17 protein-coding genes are annotated in these 16,105 nt (G+C 63.5%); 5 read left to right on the forward strand and 12 right to left on the reverse strand.

Annotated features, from left to right (window positions below; genetic code table 11):
• Nucleotides 1-4: 4 nt before the first annotated feature.
• Together X751_RS140710 and X751_RS1000000166030 are read right to left on the reverse strand one after the other, a co-directional pair.
• Entirely contained in the window at nucleotides 5-415 is a 411-nt protein-coding gene (locus X751_RS140710; RefSeq protein ID WP_031247235.1) for a hypothetical protein, read from the reverse strand.
• Between the two features lie 182 nt (nucleotides 416-597).
• On the reverse strand, nucleotides 598-768 hold the full coding sequence (locus tag X751_RS1000000166030; protein ID WP_023670139.1) for a hypothetical protein: 171 nt from the start codon (nucleotides 766-768) through the stop codon (nucleotides 598-600).
• A 204-nt stretch (nucleotides 769-972) separates the two neighbouring features.
• On the opposite strand from X751_RS1000000166030, the gene X751_RS1000000166035 reads away from it, so the two are divergent.
• Nucleotides 973-1,134, forward strand: coding sequence for a hypothetical protein (locus X751_RS1000000166035; protein ID WP_023683991.1), 162 nt, complete (start codon nucleotides 973-975; stop codon nucleotides 1,132-1,134).
• A gap of 9 nt (nucleotides 1,135-1,143) precedes the next feature.
• On the opposite strand, the gene X751_RS140705 is transcribed toward X751_RS1000000166035, so the two are convergent.
• The 8 genes from X751_RS140705 to tkt all read right to left on the reverse strand — a co-directional run bounded on the left by X751_RS140705 (nucleotide 1,144) and on the right by tkt (nucleotide 10,925).
• Nucleotides 1,144-1,464 (reverse strand): hypothetical protein, encoded by a 321-nt coding sequence (locus tag X751_RS140705; protein WP_155924185.1) that lies wholly within the window; start codon nucleotides 1,462-1,464, stop codon nucleotides 1,144-1,146.
• Between the two features lie 25 nt (nucleotides 1,465-1,489).
• Complete coding sequence (locus X751_RS140700; RefSeq protein ID WP_023745776.1) at nucleotides 1,490-2,203, reverse strand: SGNH/GDSL hydrolase family protein; 714 nt, start codon at nucleotides 2,201-2,203, stop codon at nucleotides 1,490-1,492.
• A 62-nt stretch (nucleotides 2,204-2,265) separates the two neighbouring features.
• The gene (locus tag X751_RS140695) at nucleotides 2,266-3,006 is read right to left on the reverse strand and encodes a thioredoxin family protein (RefSeq protein ID WP_023683988.1); all 741 of its coding nucleotides are present in this window, start codon (nucleotides 3,004-3,006) and stop codon (nucleotides 2,266-2,268) included.
• A 174-nt stretch (nucleotides 3,007-3,180) separates the two neighbouring features.
• The gene (locus X751_RS140690; RefSeq protein WP_023745777.1) at nucleotides 3,181-4,206 is read right to left on the reverse strand and encodes a class I fructose-bisphosphate aldolase; all 1,026 of its coding nucleotides are present in this window, start codon (nucleotides 4,204-4,206) and stop codon (nucleotides 3,181-3,183) included.
• Between the two features lie 120 nt (nucleotides 4,207-4,326).
• The gene (locus X751_RS140685; protein ID WP_023745778.1) at nucleotides 4,327-5,529 is read right to left on the reverse strand and encodes a phosphoglycerate kinase; all 1,203 of its coding nucleotides are present in this window, start codon (nucleotides 5,527-5,529) and stop codon (nucleotides 4,327-4,329) included.
• 145 nt (nucleotides 5,530-5,674) lie between these two features.
• Complete coding sequence (locus X751_RS140680) at nucleotides 5,675-7,561, reverse strand: potassium/proton antiporter (RefSeq protein WP_023745779.1); 1,887 nt, start codon at nucleotides 7,559-7,561, stop codon at nucleotides 5,675-5,677.
• Between the two features lie 206 nt (nucleotides 7,562-7,767).
• Nucleotides 7,768-8,778 carry a type I glyceraldehyde-3-phosphate dehydrogenase gene (gene gap, locus X751_RS140675; protein ID WP_023683984.1) on the reverse strand — a complete coding sequence of 337 codons (1,011 nt, stop codon included), beginning with the start codon at nucleotides 8,776-8,778 and terminating at the stop codon, nucleotides 7,768-7,770.
• A 155-nt stretch (nucleotides 8,779-8,933) separates the two neighbouring features.
• Nucleotides 8,934-10,925: a transketolase gene (gene tkt, locus X751_RS140670; RefSeq protein ID WP_023745780.1), complete on the reverse strand. Its 1,992-nt coding sequence runs from the start codon at nucleotides 10,923-10,925 to the stop codon at nucleotides 8,934-8,936.
• 273 nt (nucleotides 10,926-11,198) lie between these two features.
• Between tkt and X751_RS140665 the strand changes: the two genes are divergently transcribed.
• The 4 genes from X751_RS140665 to X751_RS140650 all read left to right on the forward strand — a co-directional run bounded on the left by X751_RS140665 (nucleotide 11,199) and on the right by X751_RS140650 (nucleotide 13,717).
• Nucleotides 11,199-11,471, forward strand: coding sequence for a DUF4164 domain-containing protein (locus X751_RS140665; protein WP_023670128.1), 273 nt, complete (start codon nucleotides 11,199-11,201; stop codon nucleotides 11,469-11,471).
• Nucleotides 11,472-11,483: 12 nt separating this feature from the next.
• On the forward strand, nucleotides 11,484-11,849 hold the full coding sequence (locus X751_RS140660; RefSeq protein WP_023670127.1) for a cell division protein ZapA: 366 nt from the start codon (nucleotides 11,484-11,486) through the stop codon (nucleotides 11,847-11,849).
• 189 nt (nucleotides 11,850-12,038) lie between these two features.
• Nucleotides 12,039-12,698 (forward strand): peroxiredoxin, encoded by a 660-nt coding sequence (locus X751_RS140655; RefSeq protein WP_023683982.1) that lies wholly within the window; start codon nucleotides 12,039-12,041, stop codon nucleotides 12,696-12,698.
• 146 nt (nucleotides 12,699-12,844) lie between these two features.
• On the forward strand, nucleotides 12,845-13,717 hold the full coding sequence (locus X751_RS140650; RefSeq protein WP_023690091.1) for an MBL fold metallo-hydrolase: 873 nt from the start codon (nucleotides 12,845-12,847) through the stop codon (nucleotides 13,715-13,717).
• 162 nt (nucleotides 13,718-13,879) lie between these two features.
• Here X751_RS140650 and rpoH read toward each other — a convergent pair whose 3' ends face one another.
• Together rpoH and X751_RS140640 are read right to left on the reverse strand one after the other, a co-directional pair.
• Nucleotides 13,880-14,791 carry an RNA polymerase sigma factor RpoH gene (gene rpoH, locus X751_RS140645; protein ID WP_023670124.1) on the reverse strand — a complete coding sequence of 304 codons (912 nt, stop codon included), beginning with the start codon at nucleotides 14,789-14,791 and terminating at the stop codon, nucleotides 13,880-13,882.
• 244 nt (nucleotides 14,792-15,035) lie between these two features.
• Nucleotides 15,036-16,094 carry an RluA family pseudouridine synthase gene (locus tag X751_RS140640; RefSeq protein WP_023745781.1) on the reverse strand — a complete coding sequence of 353 codons (1,059 nt, stop codon included), beginning with the start codon at nucleotides 16,092-16,094 and terminating at the stop codon, nucleotides 15,036-15,038.
• Between the last annotated feature and the right edge of the window lie 11 nt (nucleotides 16,095-16,105).

Raw genomic sequence — 16,105 nt, forward strand, 5'->3', positions numbered from 1 at the left:
CGCATTATGGTTTAAGTCCTTCGCGCTTGCGCTGCACGGCGACGAATTCCGCGCCGAAGGACAACTTCTTCGTTGTCGGCGTGTTCACGTCGAGCACACGCCAGTACGGCGTGATATCGTTCAGCGTCATGCCGCGTTCGAGATCCTCATTGGCGGCCTCGGCGACGGTTCGCAGATGATAGCCGATGGTGACCGGACATGTCACTTGCGCCCCATGCTCGATGGCGAGCGTGGTGCGCAAGGCGCGTACATCCATCTCGAGGCCGTTGGGGATCGTGCGGATGAAATCATCGACCTGACGGGCCGTCGGCACCAGCATCGGCTGGCCCTCGACGACGTCGCCCATTGTGCGTGGCGTCGGCTTCACGCCGTTGACGCCCGGCGTGTTCAGCCTGTCGTTCCAGCTTTTCACCATTCATGTCTCCTGACACGTTTATGGCATGGTGCTCCTGACAGCATTCTGTCAGGAGCCTTCAGCATTGTCCGTAGCAGGCGCCAAAAGTCTTTGCGCCAGCCCAAGGCGTCGCCGCCCGGGGGTCCATGTCAATGATCCGGGCGTTGCGGGGTCCGCATCCAAGCATTGTCATGTAAAACGCCTCAGATCTCGCGAATGCGGCTGTGACCCTCATACATATCCGGCCAGCCAATGTCCTTGCGGATGTCCGCCGGCAAGGAGTTCAGGAAGCGCTGGGTACGGACTTCATTGCGCATCGTGCGGATCTTGCCGACATAGTGCTGTACGCTGTTCAAAATACCAAAGCTGTTCATGACCATCTCCTCTTCTCTGATGGAGACACTATCGCATACCCCTCCTGACAGCAGTCTGTCAGGAGCATGTCAGCTCGTTGAAGAAAGCTGCGAGGTGCTTGGCGGTCGGTTCGGAAACGAGCCTTTTGTCAGGAATGGCCAAGTCGACCGAGACCATGCAAGAACCGCTTTGACAGCCTGTCGCGATGCTGCTCAAAGGCGGGCATGTCGAAACTCCTCGCGCTCGTCATCATCGGCATGATGGCCATTCAGCTGATCAAGCCGCTCGGCTGGCCGGGCCTGAAGCGGCGCGGCGATTTCTGGAAGCTGGCCCTGATCGCCATGGCGGCCATCGCGCTGGCGGGTGCGCTGGGGCACTGGGCATAGCCTTGAGGGTCAGGTCGGGTCCACCGTTCCCATGGCAATCATCCGGATGGCGTTGAGGCTGGGCACGAAGAAGTAATCGCCACCGCGCGTCGTCATGAATTCCGGCAGGTTCGCCGCAATAAAAGGCGTGGCGTTGGCCGGGCCGGCCGGAATGACATGCTTGCTCGATTCGGCGCGGTTGCCGGTCAGCGTGCAGGTGTCGTTGCCGGTTTCGGAATCCAGGCCGTAGCTCGTCCATTGCTGCTGGATGATATTCTGGCTCAGATCCATTGGAAGCAGGCTGCAATCAACAGTATTTGGAAATACTCGCGTCAGTTCTCTGAAGCCCACCAGTCCGAGCTTGTGCCCCCTCAGGTCAATCGGCGAGCACCCATCCGACCAGATGTTCGGCCCAGGCGCGGTAACCGGCTTCCGAGGCATGAAAGCCATCGGAGGCAAAGCCGGCCTCAGGGTTGGTGATCGGCAGCCGTGGCGCCGGCACGGCGCCGCGCTCGAAACAGAGGCGCTCGCCCATGCGGTTCATTGCGGTAGCGCGGATTTCGAGTATCTTGCCGAGCAGCGGCGGCATGGCCGGCGCACGGGTGAATTCCAGCACCGGCGACCAGACGACGCGGGCCTCCGGCCATTTGGCGCGCAGCGCGTAAAGCAGGCCGCCGAACTCTTTCTTGAAGCGCGGCACCGAGTGGAAATTCTTGGTGTCGTTGGTGCCGATGGCCAGCACTATATGCGTCCACCGATCGGCCGACAGATTGGGCAGCACATGGTCGCGGATCTGGCCCGACGTTGCCGAGTTGAAGCCGGCGGCGCGCCAGCGCACGGCAAGGCCGGTTCGCTGCGCGATCATGACGGCAAGCTGCGCGGCAAGCCCGTTCTCGGAATTGCCGATGCCGACGGAAGCGGCCGAGGAATCGCCCAGCACCAGCAGCGAGATGGCCGGCGCCTTGCCCGATATTTCGTGCATGACCGGCCCTTGTGCCGGCAGCATGCGGGTGGTGCGGCGGCGCACGCCGATGCCCTGCCAGACATAGACGGGGTAGGCGAGCCAGGTAAGAAGGGCCGGGAAGCGCATGGCAGTACCGTTAGAGGTTAACGGCAGCCTTAGCGCATGTTTGGGCGCAGGTGAACGCGCTTCTAGTCGCAGCAGTTTTCCTTAGCCGCCTGCTTTTCCTGATATTCGTCATGCAGCCGCACCCAGTCCATCAGGCTTTGATAAGGGCCATTTTCGCCGCGGCCCTTCGGCGTCATATCGAGATAGTCATAGGTGCCGATCTGCGCCTCGCCGCCGCGGGCGCGCGACATAAAGGTGAGAAAGATGTCGCCGTTCTCGTCCTTGTAGAAAACACTGGTGCCGGGAAGGTCCTTTGACGTGCGCGGACGCGTCTCGAAATTGTAGGTGGTGTCGCCGGCCGCGATCTGCTTGTCGGTGAAGGAGACCTGCATGTCGAAGTTGAAATCCGAGGCGTAGGACGACACCCAGTCGAATTTCCAGCCCATACGCTGCTTGTAAGGCAGCAGTTCCGCCAGCGGCGCGCGCGCAACCACCACCAGCGACACGTCGTGGCGCCTGAGATGCTGATCGGCGCCGTCTATATGGTCGGCAAGGAAGGAGCAGCCTTCGCAGCGGTGGTTCGATCCTGGCGTCATCATGAAGTGGTAGACGATCAGTTGGCTGTTGGCGCCGAACAGTCCGGCCAGGTTCTTCGGACCCTGCTCGGTCTCGAAGACATAGTCCTTGCGGATTTTCATCCAGGGCAGTTCACGCCGCTCGGCGGCGATGCGCTCACGCAACCGTGTCAATTCCTTCTCGCGCGCCAGATGCGCCTTGTGCGCCTCAAACCAGTCTTCACGCGAAACCACCTTGCTGCGAGTCATGAAGTTCTCCCTGTCTGTTCACCCAAGGACGTTTGGGGTGGGCAGAAACCGACATCGCCGTCAGCTTTTGCCGAAAAGGAGATAAGGATGGGCGAACTCCGTCCCAAGCCCGCCTTGTCATAAACAAAACCCGGGCGCATCGGCCCGGGTTGTATGACAACGGGAGGACTGCGCTCAGGCGGCCTGTTCGAGGCTCGCCGTCCATCGTCCCAGCGCCGCCAGATGGTTCATGTGGGCACGATGGGTGAAGGCGGCCTGGCCGGAGGCGACGTTCGATGCCTTGCCGCTCCAGGCCTTTTGTGGGGCGGCCTGCAAGGCGCGGCCATAGGAGAAGGTCAGCTTCCACGGATGCGGCCCGATGGCGTTGATGGCGTTGAGGTTGGCGGTCGCCTCCTCGTCCGACTGCCCGCCCGAAAGGAAGGCGATGCCCGGCACCGCTGCCGGTACGGTTTCGCGGAACAGTTTTATGGTCTTTTCCGCGACCTCTTCGGGGCTGCTCACCTTGCCCGACTTCCTGCCGGCCAGCACCATGTTCGGCTTCAGGATGGTGCCTTCCAGCACAACGCGCGCCGCATGCAGCTCGTCATAGAGCTTGATCAGCGTTGCCTTCGAGATGTCGTAGCAGGTGTCGATGTCGTGCGCGCCGTCCATCAGCACTTCCGGCTCGACGATCGGCACGATGCCGGCCTCCTGGCACAGTGCGGCATAGCGGGCCAGCGCATGGGCGTTGGAGGCAATCGAATTGACCGAGGGCACGCCCTTGCCGGTGTCGATGTCGATCACCGCGCGCCATTTGGCGAAGCGGGCGCCGAGCTTGTAATAATCTGCGAGCCGCTCGCGCAAGCCGTCGAGGCCTTCGGTAACGGTATCGCCGGGAAAGCCGGCGAGTGGCTTGGCGCCGGCATCGACCTTGATGCCGGGAATGGCGCCCGCCGCCTTGATGATGTCGACCAGAGGCGTGCCGTCGGCAGCCTTCTGACGGATGGTCTCGTCGTAGAGAATGACGCCGGAGATGTACTTCGTCATTGCGTCCTTGGCGCGGAACATCATCTCGCGGTAGTCGCGGCGGCTATCGGCGGTCGATTCGACGCCGATAACGTCGAAGCGCTTCTTGATGGTGCCGGAGCTCTCATCGGCGGCCAGCAGGCCCTTGCCGCCGGCCACCATCGCGGCGGCAATGTCTTCGAGACGTTCGCTCATTTTTCTTCTCCTAAGGGGGTACGTTCCGCGCGTAACGGAAGTCTACCGCCAAAGGAATGGGATCGGAAAGCTCGAATCGATTGAAAGTTCCTGGCGTCCGTTTTTGCGCCCCCGATCCGGTCAGGCTTGTTTCTTCAGCACGTCGACGCCGGGCAGCGGCTTGCCTTCCATCCATTCGAGGAAAGCGCCGCCGGCGGTCGAGACATAGGTGAAGTCGTCGGCGACGCCGGCATGGTTGAGGGCGGCCACCGTATCGCCGCCACCGGCGACCGAGACCAGCTTGCCGGCCCTGGTGCGGGCCGCCGCGTGCCTGGCCGCCGCCACCGTGGCGTGGTCGAAAGGCTCGATCTCGAAGGCGCCGAGCGGGCCGTTCCAGACCAGCGTCGCGGCGCGGTCGATCCATTCACCGATCGTCTTCACGGTCTTTTCGCCGAGATCGAGGATCATGCCGTCAGCCGGGACATCCGAAATGGCAACGGTCTCGCTGGCCGCACCCGCCTTGAATTCCTTGGCGACGACACCGTCGACAGGCAGGATGATGGCGCAGCCGGCCTCGGCGGCCTCGATCATGATCTGCTTGGCGGTCGCGGCAAGGTCATGCTCGCACAGCGACTTGCCGACAGCGGTGCCACGCGCGGCGAGAAAAGTGTTGGCCATGCCGCCGCCGATCACCAGCGCGTCGACCTTCTTCACCAGGTTCATCAACAGGTCGATCTTGGTCGACACCTTGGCGCCGCCGACAATGGCGACGACAGGGCGGACCGGATTGCCGAGCCCCTTCTCCAGCGCCTCGAGCTCGGCCTGCATGGTGCGGCCGGCATAGGACGGCAACAGCCGCGCCAGGCCTTCGGTCGAGGAGTGCGCCCGGTGGGCGGCGGAAAAGGCGTCATTGACGAAGATGTCGCCATTGGCGGCGAGCCGCTCTGTGAAATCAGGATCGTTCTTCTCCTCGGTCTTGTGGAAGCGGGTGTTTTCCAGCAGCAGCACATCGCCCTTGTTCATGGCGGCGACCGCACTGCCCGCCGTGTCGCCGACGCAATCGCTGGCAAAGCCGACCGGGCGGCCAAGCACCTCCGCGGTAGCCTTGGCGATCGGCCTCAGCGAGAATTCGGGCGAGGGACCATCCTTCGGGCGGCCGAAATGCGCGAGCAGGATGACCTTGGCGCCCTTGCCGGACAGTTCGGCGATGGTCGGTGCGATGCGTTCGATTCGGGTGGCGTCGGTGACCTTGCCATCGGCGACGGGAACGTTGAGGTCGACGCGCACCAGCACGCGCTTGCCGCTGATATTGCCGATATCGTCGAGTGTCTTGAAGGCGGCCATGCGGGTTCCTTTCCGTGGAAAATCGCCGGGACCATACCTCGCATCGATGACGATGCAAGGCTTGAGCCGGGGTGCGAGCTAAATTTTGAGATCAAGGCGAAGGCTGTCGTGATGATGCGGGACGTCAGCGTGAACCGATCGCTTGTCAGCCTTCTGTCGTTATCTTTTCCGCCGTCGGCTCAAGGGCCTTCTCATTGGCTGTCGCCTCTGCAGTCTGCGTCTCGGTCGGCTTGCGCCAGTTGCGGATGAAGGCGGAGACACGATCGCCGATCTCGCCGGCGCTCAGGAACACCGGAACCCGCGCCACCGGCGCGGTCGGCTCGAAGGAGAGGCCGAGACCGGTGATCTTGCCCTTGTCGTCGACGTCGCGGACGATCAATTCGATCGGGCCGATCAGCACCCGGTCGGCATATTCGGCATGGCCGCCGAGCCGCGCCGTCACCAGCGCGCCGACGGTGAGCTTCTGCTCGGCTTCGCTCAATCCCGGAGTGTATGCGGCCTCGAGCTCTGCGGCCGAGCGGGCGGGATCGACGGCGAAGGCGCCGAAGAAGTCGGCATCCTCGGGGTCGACTACGGCGCGGCTGGCAAACAGCTTGTCAAGCAGGCGCGGATAGCGGTCGGGCACGAAGATGTAAACCTGGTCGCCGGCCGCGAGCCGGCCCATGTCCTGGAAACGCATCGAGCGGCCGTCGCGCAGCACCAACGAGGGCCGTGCCCAGCGCGGGATACGCTCGCCGCGCGCCACCGGGCTGCCGGGCGCGACGCGGTAGGCGAGCAGTTCGTGGTGGGCGGAGCCCGGCAGTTCGAGTTCGACCTTGTCGAGCGGCCCAAGCCTCGCCGGCACGATCAGGCCGAGCCGGCGCGCCAGCGGACCGACCGACCAGCCCTGCACCACCAGCGATACCAGCACGATGATGAAGGCGACGTTGAAGATGGTGCGGCCGTTCTCCAGTCCGCCGAGCAGCGGGGTGATGGCAAGCAGGATGGACACGGCGCCGCGCAGGCCGACCCAGGAGACGAAGGCGATCTCGGGACGCGGCAGGCGGAACGGGATCAGGCAGAGCCAGACGGCGACAGGGCGCGCGACAAACATCAGGAACAGGCCGAGCAGCACCGCCGGCACCATGATCGCCGGAAACTGCGAGGGTGTCGCGAACAGGCCGAGGATCAGGAACATGATGATCTGTGCCAGCCACGACATGCCGTCCTGGAAGCGCTTCAGGATGGTGACGGCGCGGATGTCGGAGTTGCCGGCAATCAGCCCGGCGAGATAGACCGCCAGGAAGCCCGAGCCGCCAATGGCGCCGGCGGCGGCGAACACCATCAGCGACAGGGTCAGCACGAAGATCGGCAGCAAGCCATGGTCAAGGTTGAGCCGGTCGACGAGGCGCACGATGCCGAGCCCGCCAAGCACGCCGACGACGGCGCCGAGCCCCATATTGAGCAGGAAGCCGAGGATCAGGTCGGTGACCAGCACATGGGTCTCGGGATTGGCGTGGGCGGCGATGATCTCGACCAGCGTGATGGTCAGGAAGATGGCGATCGGGTCGTTGGTGCCGGATTCGACTTCCAGTGTCGCGCGCACGCGTTCGCGCAGATTGATCTCGCCGGCGCGTAGCAGGAAGAAGACGGCCGCCGCATCGGTCGAGGCGACCGCGGCGCCGAGCAGGAAGGATTCCAGCCAGCTGAGGTCGAGCAGGTAATAGGAGGCGGCGCCGAACAGGCCAGTGGTCAGGATTACGCCGAAGGTCGCCAGCGACACCGCCGGTCCGGTCGCCTGGCGCAGCGCGTTGAGCGGCGTGCCGAAACCGGAATCGAACAGGATGACCGCCAGCGCCAGCGAGCCGGCAAAATATGCCACGCGCGCATTGTCGAATTCGATGCCGAGACCATCGACGCCGCTGGCGAGGCCGATGCAGAGGAAGAGCAGCAGCAAAGGGGCGCCGAAGCGGAAGGCGATCAGGCTCGAGAACGCTGCGGCGACGACTAGCGCTGTGCCGACCAGCGTGACGAGATAGATCGCATGCTCCATCCGTGATTTGCCCCTCGAATTCCTCTTTCTACCGATTCACGGGAGAGTGGGGCGAAGGCATGGCCGGTGCAAGGCGCAAGGATGGCTTTTTGCCTTATGCCGCTGATTTTCCGGCGTTTGGCGGCTCGGCGCGCCTTGCCCGGCGCGCTGACGAAAAACGCCCGGGCACAGCCGGGCGTTCGAAGCTGCGAGACGATGCCTTCAGGTCAGGCGATGGTCTTGCCAAAGGCGACCGAGGTGTCGGCCATGCGGTTGGAGAAGCCCCACTCATTGTCGTACCAGGACAGCACCGAAACGAAGTTGCCGTCCATGACCTTGGTCTGGTCGAGCGCCAGGATCGACGAGCGCGGATCGTGGTTGAAGTCGATCGACACATTCGGATGATGGGTGACGCCGAGAATGCCCTTCAGCTTGCCGTTGGAGGCGGCGATCACCGCTTCGTTTATCTCCTGCACGGTGGTGGCGCGCTTGGCGATGAACTTGAAGTCGACGACCGAGACGTTGGGGGTCGGCACGCGGATCGAGATGCCGTCGAGCTTGCCCTTGAGGTCGGGCAGCACCAGGCCGATCGCCTTGGCCGCACCGGTCGAGGTCGGGATCTGCGACAGGGCAGCCGCGCGGCCGCGGTAGAGATCCTTGTGCATGGTGTCCAGCGTCGGCTGGTCGCCGGTGTAGGAGTGGATCGTCGTCATCATGCCCTTTTCGATGCCGACGGTCTCGTGCAGCACTGCGGCGAGCGGCGCCAGGCAGTTGGTGGTGCAGGACGCATTCGAAATGACGATGTGGTCCTTGGTCAGCTTGTCGTGGTTGATGCCGTAGACGACGGTGAGGTCAGCACCTTCGGCAGGCGCGGAGACGACGACGCGCTTGGCGCCGGCGGTCAAATGCGCGGCAGCCTTGTCGCGGGCGGTGAAGATGCCGGTGCATTCGAGCGCGATGTCGATGCCGAGCTCCTTCCACGGCAGCTGCGCCGGGTCCTTGATCGCGGTGACCTTGAAGGTCTCCTTGCCGACGGTGATCTGGTCGCCCGAGACCGACACTTCGTGCGGGAAGCGGCCGTGCACGCTGTCATAGCGCAGCAGATGCGCGTTGGTCTCGACCGGGCCGAGGTCGTTGACGGCGACGACGTCGATGTCCTTGCGGCCGGATTCATGGATGGCGCGCAGGATGTTGCGGCCGATGCGGCCAAATCCGTTGATGGCAACTCTGACGGTCATTTTACTCTCCCTGGGAGCTGGAGGCGGCAGATGGGTCCGCAGCTTCATAGCGGCGGATGGCACAAGAATCCAGCCGCAGAAGGCCGAATTTAAATCGATTAGGTTGGTCCAGCCCCGCGAATCCGCCTTGGAGGTGCGCGGGACTGACCCTGATCTTACTTGCCGTGCAGGCGGGCTTCCGCCGCCTTGGCCGCGGCTTCGGCGGTGATGCCGAAATGCGGGTAGAGCTGCTCGATGGTGCCGGAAGCGCCGAAGCCGGTCATGCCGATGAAGATGCCGTCGGAGCCGATCAGGTGATCCCAGCCCTGGCGGATGCCGGCCTCGATCGCCATCTTGATCGGCGCGTTGCCGATCGTCTCCTTGCGGTAGGCGTCGCTCTGCTGGTCGAACAGTTCGAAGCAAGGCACCGAGATGACGCGGGTCGGGTGCCCATGCTTTTCAAGCAAATCACGGGCGCCGAGCGCGATCTCGACCTCGGAGCCGGTCGCGAAGATCGTCACCGCCGCTTCGCCGCTCGCCGCGGCCAGTTCATAGGCGCCCTGGCTCGAGAGGTTCCTGGCCGAGTGCTCGGTGCGCACCGTCGGCAGGTTCTGGCGGGTCAGCGCCAGGGTGGACGGGGTCTTTTCCGATTCAATGGCAATCTGCCAGCATTCGGCGGTTTCCACCGCGTCGGCCGGACGGAAGACATTGTGGTTGGGGATGGCGCGGAGCGCCGCCAGGTGCTCGACCGGCTGGTGGGTCGGGCCGTCTTCGCCCAAACCGATCGAATCATGGGTCATGACGAAGATCGAGCGGATGCCCATCAGCGACGCCAGCCGCATCGACGGACGGGCATAGTCAGAGAAGCACATGAAGGTGCCACCGTAGGCGATGAGGCCGCCATGCAGCGTCAGGCCGTTGAGGGCGGCCGCCATGCCATGCTCGCGGATGCCGTAGTGGACATAGCGCTGGCCGTAATCGTCCGGCGTGATGTTCTTGGTCTGGCTGGTCTTGGTGTTGTTGGAGCCCGTCAGGTCGGCAGAGCCGCCGATGGTTTCCGGCACCGCGCCGTTGATGACTTCCAGCGCCATTTCCGACGATTTGCGGGTGGCGACCTTCGGCTTGTCGGCCGACAGCTTCTTCCTGTAGTCGGCAATGACGGCATCGAAATTCGACGGCAGCTTGCCGGCGAGGCGGCGCTCGAACTCGGCCTTCAGCTCGGGCTTGGCCTTGGCGAGCCGGCCTTCCCAGTCGGTGCGCGGCTTGGCGCCGGCCTTGCCGGCGGTGCGCCAGGCGTCGAGAATGTCGGCCGGAATTTCGAAGGGCGGCGAGTCCCAGTTGAAGAATTTCCGCGCGCCTGCGATCTCGTCGGCGCCGAGCGGCGAACCGTGCGCCTTGTTGGTGCCGGCCTTGGTCGGGGCGCCGAAGCCGATGGTCGTCTTGCAGGCGATCATCGTCGGCTTGTCGGAATGGCGGGCGGCTTCGATGGCGTAGGCGATCGCCTCGGGGTCGGTGCCGTCAATGTGGCTGGCATTCCAGCCCGAGGCCTGGAAGCGGGCGACCTGGTCGGTGTTGTCTGCAAGCGAAACCGGACCGTCGATCGAGATGTTGTTGTTGTCCCAGAAGACGATCAGCTTGTTGAGCTTGAGGTGGCCGGCCAGCGCGATGGCTTCCTGGGAAACACCTTCCATCAGGCAGCCGTCGCCGGCCAGCACATAGGTGTAGTGGTCGACGAGGTCGTTGCCGAAGGCGGCGTTCATGATGCGCTCGCCGAGCGCGAAGCCGACCGAATTGGCGAGACCCTGGCCGAGCGGGCCGGTCGTCGTCTCGATGCCGGTGGCATGGCCGTATTCGGGATGGCCGGCAGTCTTGGAACCCAGCTGGCGGAAATGCTTGATCTGGTCGAGGGTCATGTCCTCGTAACCGGTCAGATGCAGCAGCGAGTAGAGCAGCATAGAACCGTGGCCGGCCGACAGGATGAAGCGGTCTCGGTCCGGCCAATGGGGGTTCTTCGGATCATATTTCAGAAAGCGGGTGAACAGCACTGTGGCGATGTCGGCGCAGCCCATGGGCAGGCCGGGATGGCCGGACTGGGACTTCTCGACGGCGTCCATGGAGAGAAAACGGATCGCATTGGCCATCCGGTCATGTTGTTCACGCGACGTCATGGTACCTCCGGGGTGGGGATTTGTGGGCTTGGCAGAGCCCAGGAAAGAGTGCGCGACACATAGCAGCCACGGGCTTTTAGTCAACAAATCGGCTGCACATTTGCCGGTCTTGTGATGGCTTTGAGACCTTATGGGGCGACCTACATTAGCGTTAGCGGGGGACAGTCGCGAGAGCTTTGTTGACGTTGCCTTCACCCGGTGCCTAATGTTTCCTTGTTAACGCGTTCTGAACGCGAAGCGATTCGGTGATGGGCAGGGCACAGGACGAAGGCCATGACCGGCGAAACCACACTCAAGGAAGTCATCCACAGGCTGGGCAAGGCCATCGAGGGGCTGGAAAACGCCGTCGCGGCCAAGCTCGAGCACGAGCGCGACTATTCCGAAGCCGAGGCTGAGGTGCAGCGCATGAACGCCGACCGTTCACGGCTGGCGCAGGAACTCGACAATTCCGAAGCCCGCGCCGAACGGCTGGAAGATGCCAACAAGGAAGTGTCGCGCCGCTTGGTGACCGCCATGGAAACCATCCGCGCGGTGCTGGACAGGTAGGAGCTGCAGGCCATGGCACAGGTCACGGTTTCCATCGACGGCAAGCAGTATCGCATGGCTTGCGACGAGGGTCAGGAAGAGCACCTGATCGACCTCGCCGAGCGGTTCGACCGTTATGTCTCGCATCTGAAGGATTCGTTCGGCGAGATCGGCGACCAGCGGCTGACGGTGATGGCCGGCATCATGGTGATGGACGAGCTTTCGGAGCTGCAGAAGCGGGTCAAGGGCATGGAGACCGAAGTGCAGACACTGCGCAAGACGCGCGACGAAGCGCTGACCAAGGCCGACAAGAACGACACCGTGCTGACCAGCGCGCTCGGCGCGCTCGCCCAGCGCATGGAAGACCTGGCCACGTCGCTGGCGGTCAACAAGGCCTGAGTCTTCCCCGCACAAACGAAAGATTGTCGGCCCAACGTCGGTCCGTAGAACGAAAGTGCTCGTTCGGTCGCCAATAATAGTTTCCTATTGTCCTGCAGCCGCGATTTTTGCGCTAAGATGCGGGAATGCCGGAGCGTTGACGCCGTCCACGGCCGCTCCTGACGAAATCTGTTGCTGGGGAATAATGCCATGAGCCTTCGTATCAACGACATCGCGCCTGACTTCACCGCCGAGACCACGCAAGGGCCGATCAAGTTTCATGACTGGATCGGCGACGGCTGGGCGATCCTGTTCAGCCATCCGAAGAATTTCACCCCGGTCTGCACCACCGAGCTGGGCACGATGGCGGGGCTCGAAGGCGAGTTCAAGAAGCGCAACGTCAAGGTCATCGGCATTTCCGTCGATCCCGTTGCGAGCCACGACAAGTGGCAGGCCGACATCAAGACGGCGACCGGCCAGACGGTGAACTACCCGCTGATCGGCGACAAGGACCTCAAGGTGGCCAAGCTTTATGGCATGCTGCCGGCGGGCGCCGGCGAGACGTCGGAAGGCCGCACGCCGGCCGACAACGCCACGGTGCGCTCGGTCTATGTCGTCGGGCCGGACAAGAAGATCAAGCTGGTGCTGACTTACCCAATGACGACGGGCCGCAACTTCGACGAGATCCTGCGCGCGGTCGATTCCATGCAGCTGACCGCCAAGCACCAGGTGGCGACGCCGGCCAACTGGAAGCAGGGCGAGGATGTGATCATCACCGCCGCGGTTTCGAACGAAGATGCGGTCAAGCGTTTTGGCGCTTTCGAGACGATCCTGCCCTATCTCAGGAAGACCAAGCAGCCGTCAGCCTAGGTTTTCTCCGTCGGAGCTATTTCGGGCTTCAGTCCTATTTGTGGCAAGGCGTGCTTGACCGGCGCGCTTTGCCAGATGACCATGCTCTTGTTCAGCCCCGACGGAGAAAACGGTTCCTGTCGGGCAAGGGGCAGGGGAGCCGGATATTGGACATCGCTTCGGCCAAACCTGAGGTCGCCGGCTTCTACGACAAGCCGACCGGCGCCATCCAGTATGTCGTCACCGACCCGGTGACGAGACGCTGCGCCGTCATCGACCCGATCCTCGATTTCGACGAAAAATCCGGCGCGACGGCGACGAAGAATGCCGACGCCTTGCTGGATTTTATCCGCGAAAACGGGCTGGAGCTCGAGTGGATCCTGGACACCCATCCGCATGCCGATCATTTCTCGGCGGCGCACTATCTCCGGGAAAAGACCGGCGCGCCGACGGCGATCGGCGACAGGATCATCGAAGTCCAGGCGCTGTGGAAGGCGATCTACAACTGGCCGGATTTCCCCGCAGACGGCTCGCAGTGGGACCGGCTGTTTGGGGAAGGCGAAACGTTCATGATCGGCAACCTGCCGGTCAAGGTGCTGTTCTCGCCCGGCCACACGCTCGCCTCGATCACCTATGTCGTCGGCGACGCAGCCTTCGTCCACGACACGCTGTTCATGCCCGACAGCGGCTCGGCAAGGACGGACTTTCCCGGCGGCAGTGCCGCGCGGCTGTGGCATTCGATTGAGGGCATTCTGGCGCTGCCGGACGATACGCGCGTGTTCGTCGGCCACGACTATCAGGCCGGCGGCCGCGAGCCGTGCTGGGAGAGCACGGTCGCCGAGCAGAGGGCAAAGAATATCCACCTCGTTGCGGCGCGCAGCGAAGCCGAGTTCGTCGACTTGCGCGAAGCGCGCGACAAGACACTGCCGATGCCGCGGCTGATCCTGCATGCGCTGCAGGTCAACATGAATGGTGGACGGCTGCCGGAACCGGAGGCCAACGGCCGAAGGTATCTCAAGTTTCCGCTGGATGGGCTGTAGATCGGTTCATGCTGGTGGCGCCGTCGCCGAAGCTGCCAATCTCCCCCTCAAGGGGGGAGATCAGCTGTTGCCCGACTTTCGCTAACCGCCGACGGACGACAAAACAAAAAAGGCGGCGCCGGTTTCCCGACGCCGCCTTCTGTTCCTTAGCCGAACCCGGCTTTACGCCGCGGGCTGCGCCTCGATCGTGCGCAGCGCCTGCATCTGGCGCTTGGCGGCGGCCTTGACCGCGTCCTGCACCTTCTCGAAGGCGCGCACCTCGATCTGGCGCACGCGCTCGCGGCTGATGTCGAACTCGGACGACAGCTCTTCCAGCGTCAGCGGCTCCTCGGCGAGGCGGCGTGCCTCGAAGATGCGCCGCTCACGATCGTTGAGCACGGCCAAAGCACCCGACAGCATGCCGCGGCGGTTTTCCAGCTCGTCCTGTTCGATCAGCATGTCTTCCTGGCTTTCGTGGTCATCGACCAGCCAGTCCTGCCATTCGCCGGATTCACCTTCGCTGGCGCGGATCGGCGCGTTCAGCGACGCGTCGCCCGACAGGCGGCGGTTCATCGACACGACTTCGGCTTCCGACACGTTCAGCCGGGTGGCGATCTCGGTGATCTGGTCGGGCTTGAGGTCGCCATCGTCCAGCGCCTGGATCTTGCCCTTCACCTTGCGCAGGTTGAAGAACAGGCGCTTCTGATTGGCGGTCGTGCCCATCTTGACCAGGCTCCACGAGCGCAGGATGTACTCCTGGATCGAGGCCTTGATCCACCACATGGCGTAGGTCGCGAGGCGGAAGCCACGCTCGGGTTCGAATTTCTTGACGGCCTGCATCAGGCCGACATTGCCTTCCGAGATCACTTCGCCGATCGGCAGGCCGTAGCCGCGATAGCCCATGGCGATCTTGGCAACGAGCCGAAGGTGGCTGGTGACGAGCTTGTGCGCAGCGCTGGTGTCTTCATGCTCGGCGTAGCGCTTGGCGAGCATGTACTCTTCCTGCGGCTGAAGCATGGGAAAGCGGCGGATTTCTTCCAGGTAGCGGCTGAGGCCGCCTTCGCCGGAAACAATACTGGGTAGTGACTGGGCCATGATTGCGCCCCCTCTCTATTGGAGTGATGCCCCCGAAACGCGGCGGGCATGTGACGCGAGCACCAAAAGGCTCGCCCGCGGCAACTGATTTATATAGGAACAAAACCAGAAAAGACAGGCATTTGTTCAACACGAAACAGTGTGTCACGCTGAAGTGAACAATGCCGCTCAGGTTTTAGCTGGCTTGTTTAGACGCAATTCCGGACGGAAAACCGTTTCACACTTTTCCTGGAATTGCTCGGGTTCAGAGTTTGCGAAAGCCGCCGACGAGTTCCTCCATGTCCCCCGGTATCGGCGCCTCGAACCTCATCGATAAATGGGTAGCCGGGTGCCGAAATGCAAGGAGCCAGGCATGCAAAGCTTGCCTGGAAAATGCCTTGACCTGACCCTTCAGCCGCTCGGGCAGCCGGTTGGCCTTGGTGCGGAAGGCCTGGCCGTAATCGGGGTCGCCGATGACGGGATGGCCGATATGGGCCATGTGGACGCGGATCTGGTGGGTGCGGCCGGTTTCCAGCCGGCATTCGACCAGGCTGGCGGTGGCGAACGCCTGCTGGCCCTCGCCGAAACGCTCCTTGACGGTGAAATGGGTCACGGCGTGGCGGGCATCGTCACGGCCTTCCGGCACGACGGCGCGGCGCACGCGGTCGGCGGCACGGCCAAGCGGCGCATCGACCGTTCCGGCCGGCCGCGACGGGATTCCCCAGACCAGCGCCAGATAGGCACGTTCGAGGTCGCCGGTGCGGCCGTGGTCGGCAAAGGCCTCCGACAGCGCCTTGTGGGCGCGGTCGGTCTTGGCCACCACCATGACGCCGCTGGTTTCCTTGTCCAGCCGATGGACGATGCCCGGCCGCCTGACGCCGCCAATGCCTGAAAGACTGTCGCCGCAGTGGTGGATCAGGGCATTGACCAGCGTGCCGGTCCAGTTGCCGGCGCCGGGATGGACGACGAGGCCGGCCGGCTTGTTGATGACGATCAGCTCGTCGTCCTCATAAAGCACGTCGAGCGCGATGGGCTCGCCTTGCGGTTCGGCCGGTTCGGGCTTGGGCATGACGACCGATACGCGCTCGCCGGCACTCATTTTGCGCTTGGTCTCGTCGACCGGCTTGCCGTCGATCGAAACGGCACCTTGCCGGATCAGCATCTGCACCCGGCTGCGCGACATGTCAGGCCCGAGGGCGCTCGCCAGCCACTGGTCGAGGCGCTGGCCGGCCGCTTCCGCGCCGGCTTCGAGCACGGTCGGCGCCGCCTCTATGAATTGTCCAGCCTCTATCAATTCAGGGGTCTCTTCGCTATGAGCGCTCATCGAAAAAAGTT

The sequence above is a fragment of the Mesorhizobium sp. LNJC394B00 genome, assembly GCF_000502555.1.
Classification (GTDB): Bacteria; Pseudomonadota; Alphaproteobacteria; order Rhizobiales; family Rhizobiaceae; genus Mesorhizobium.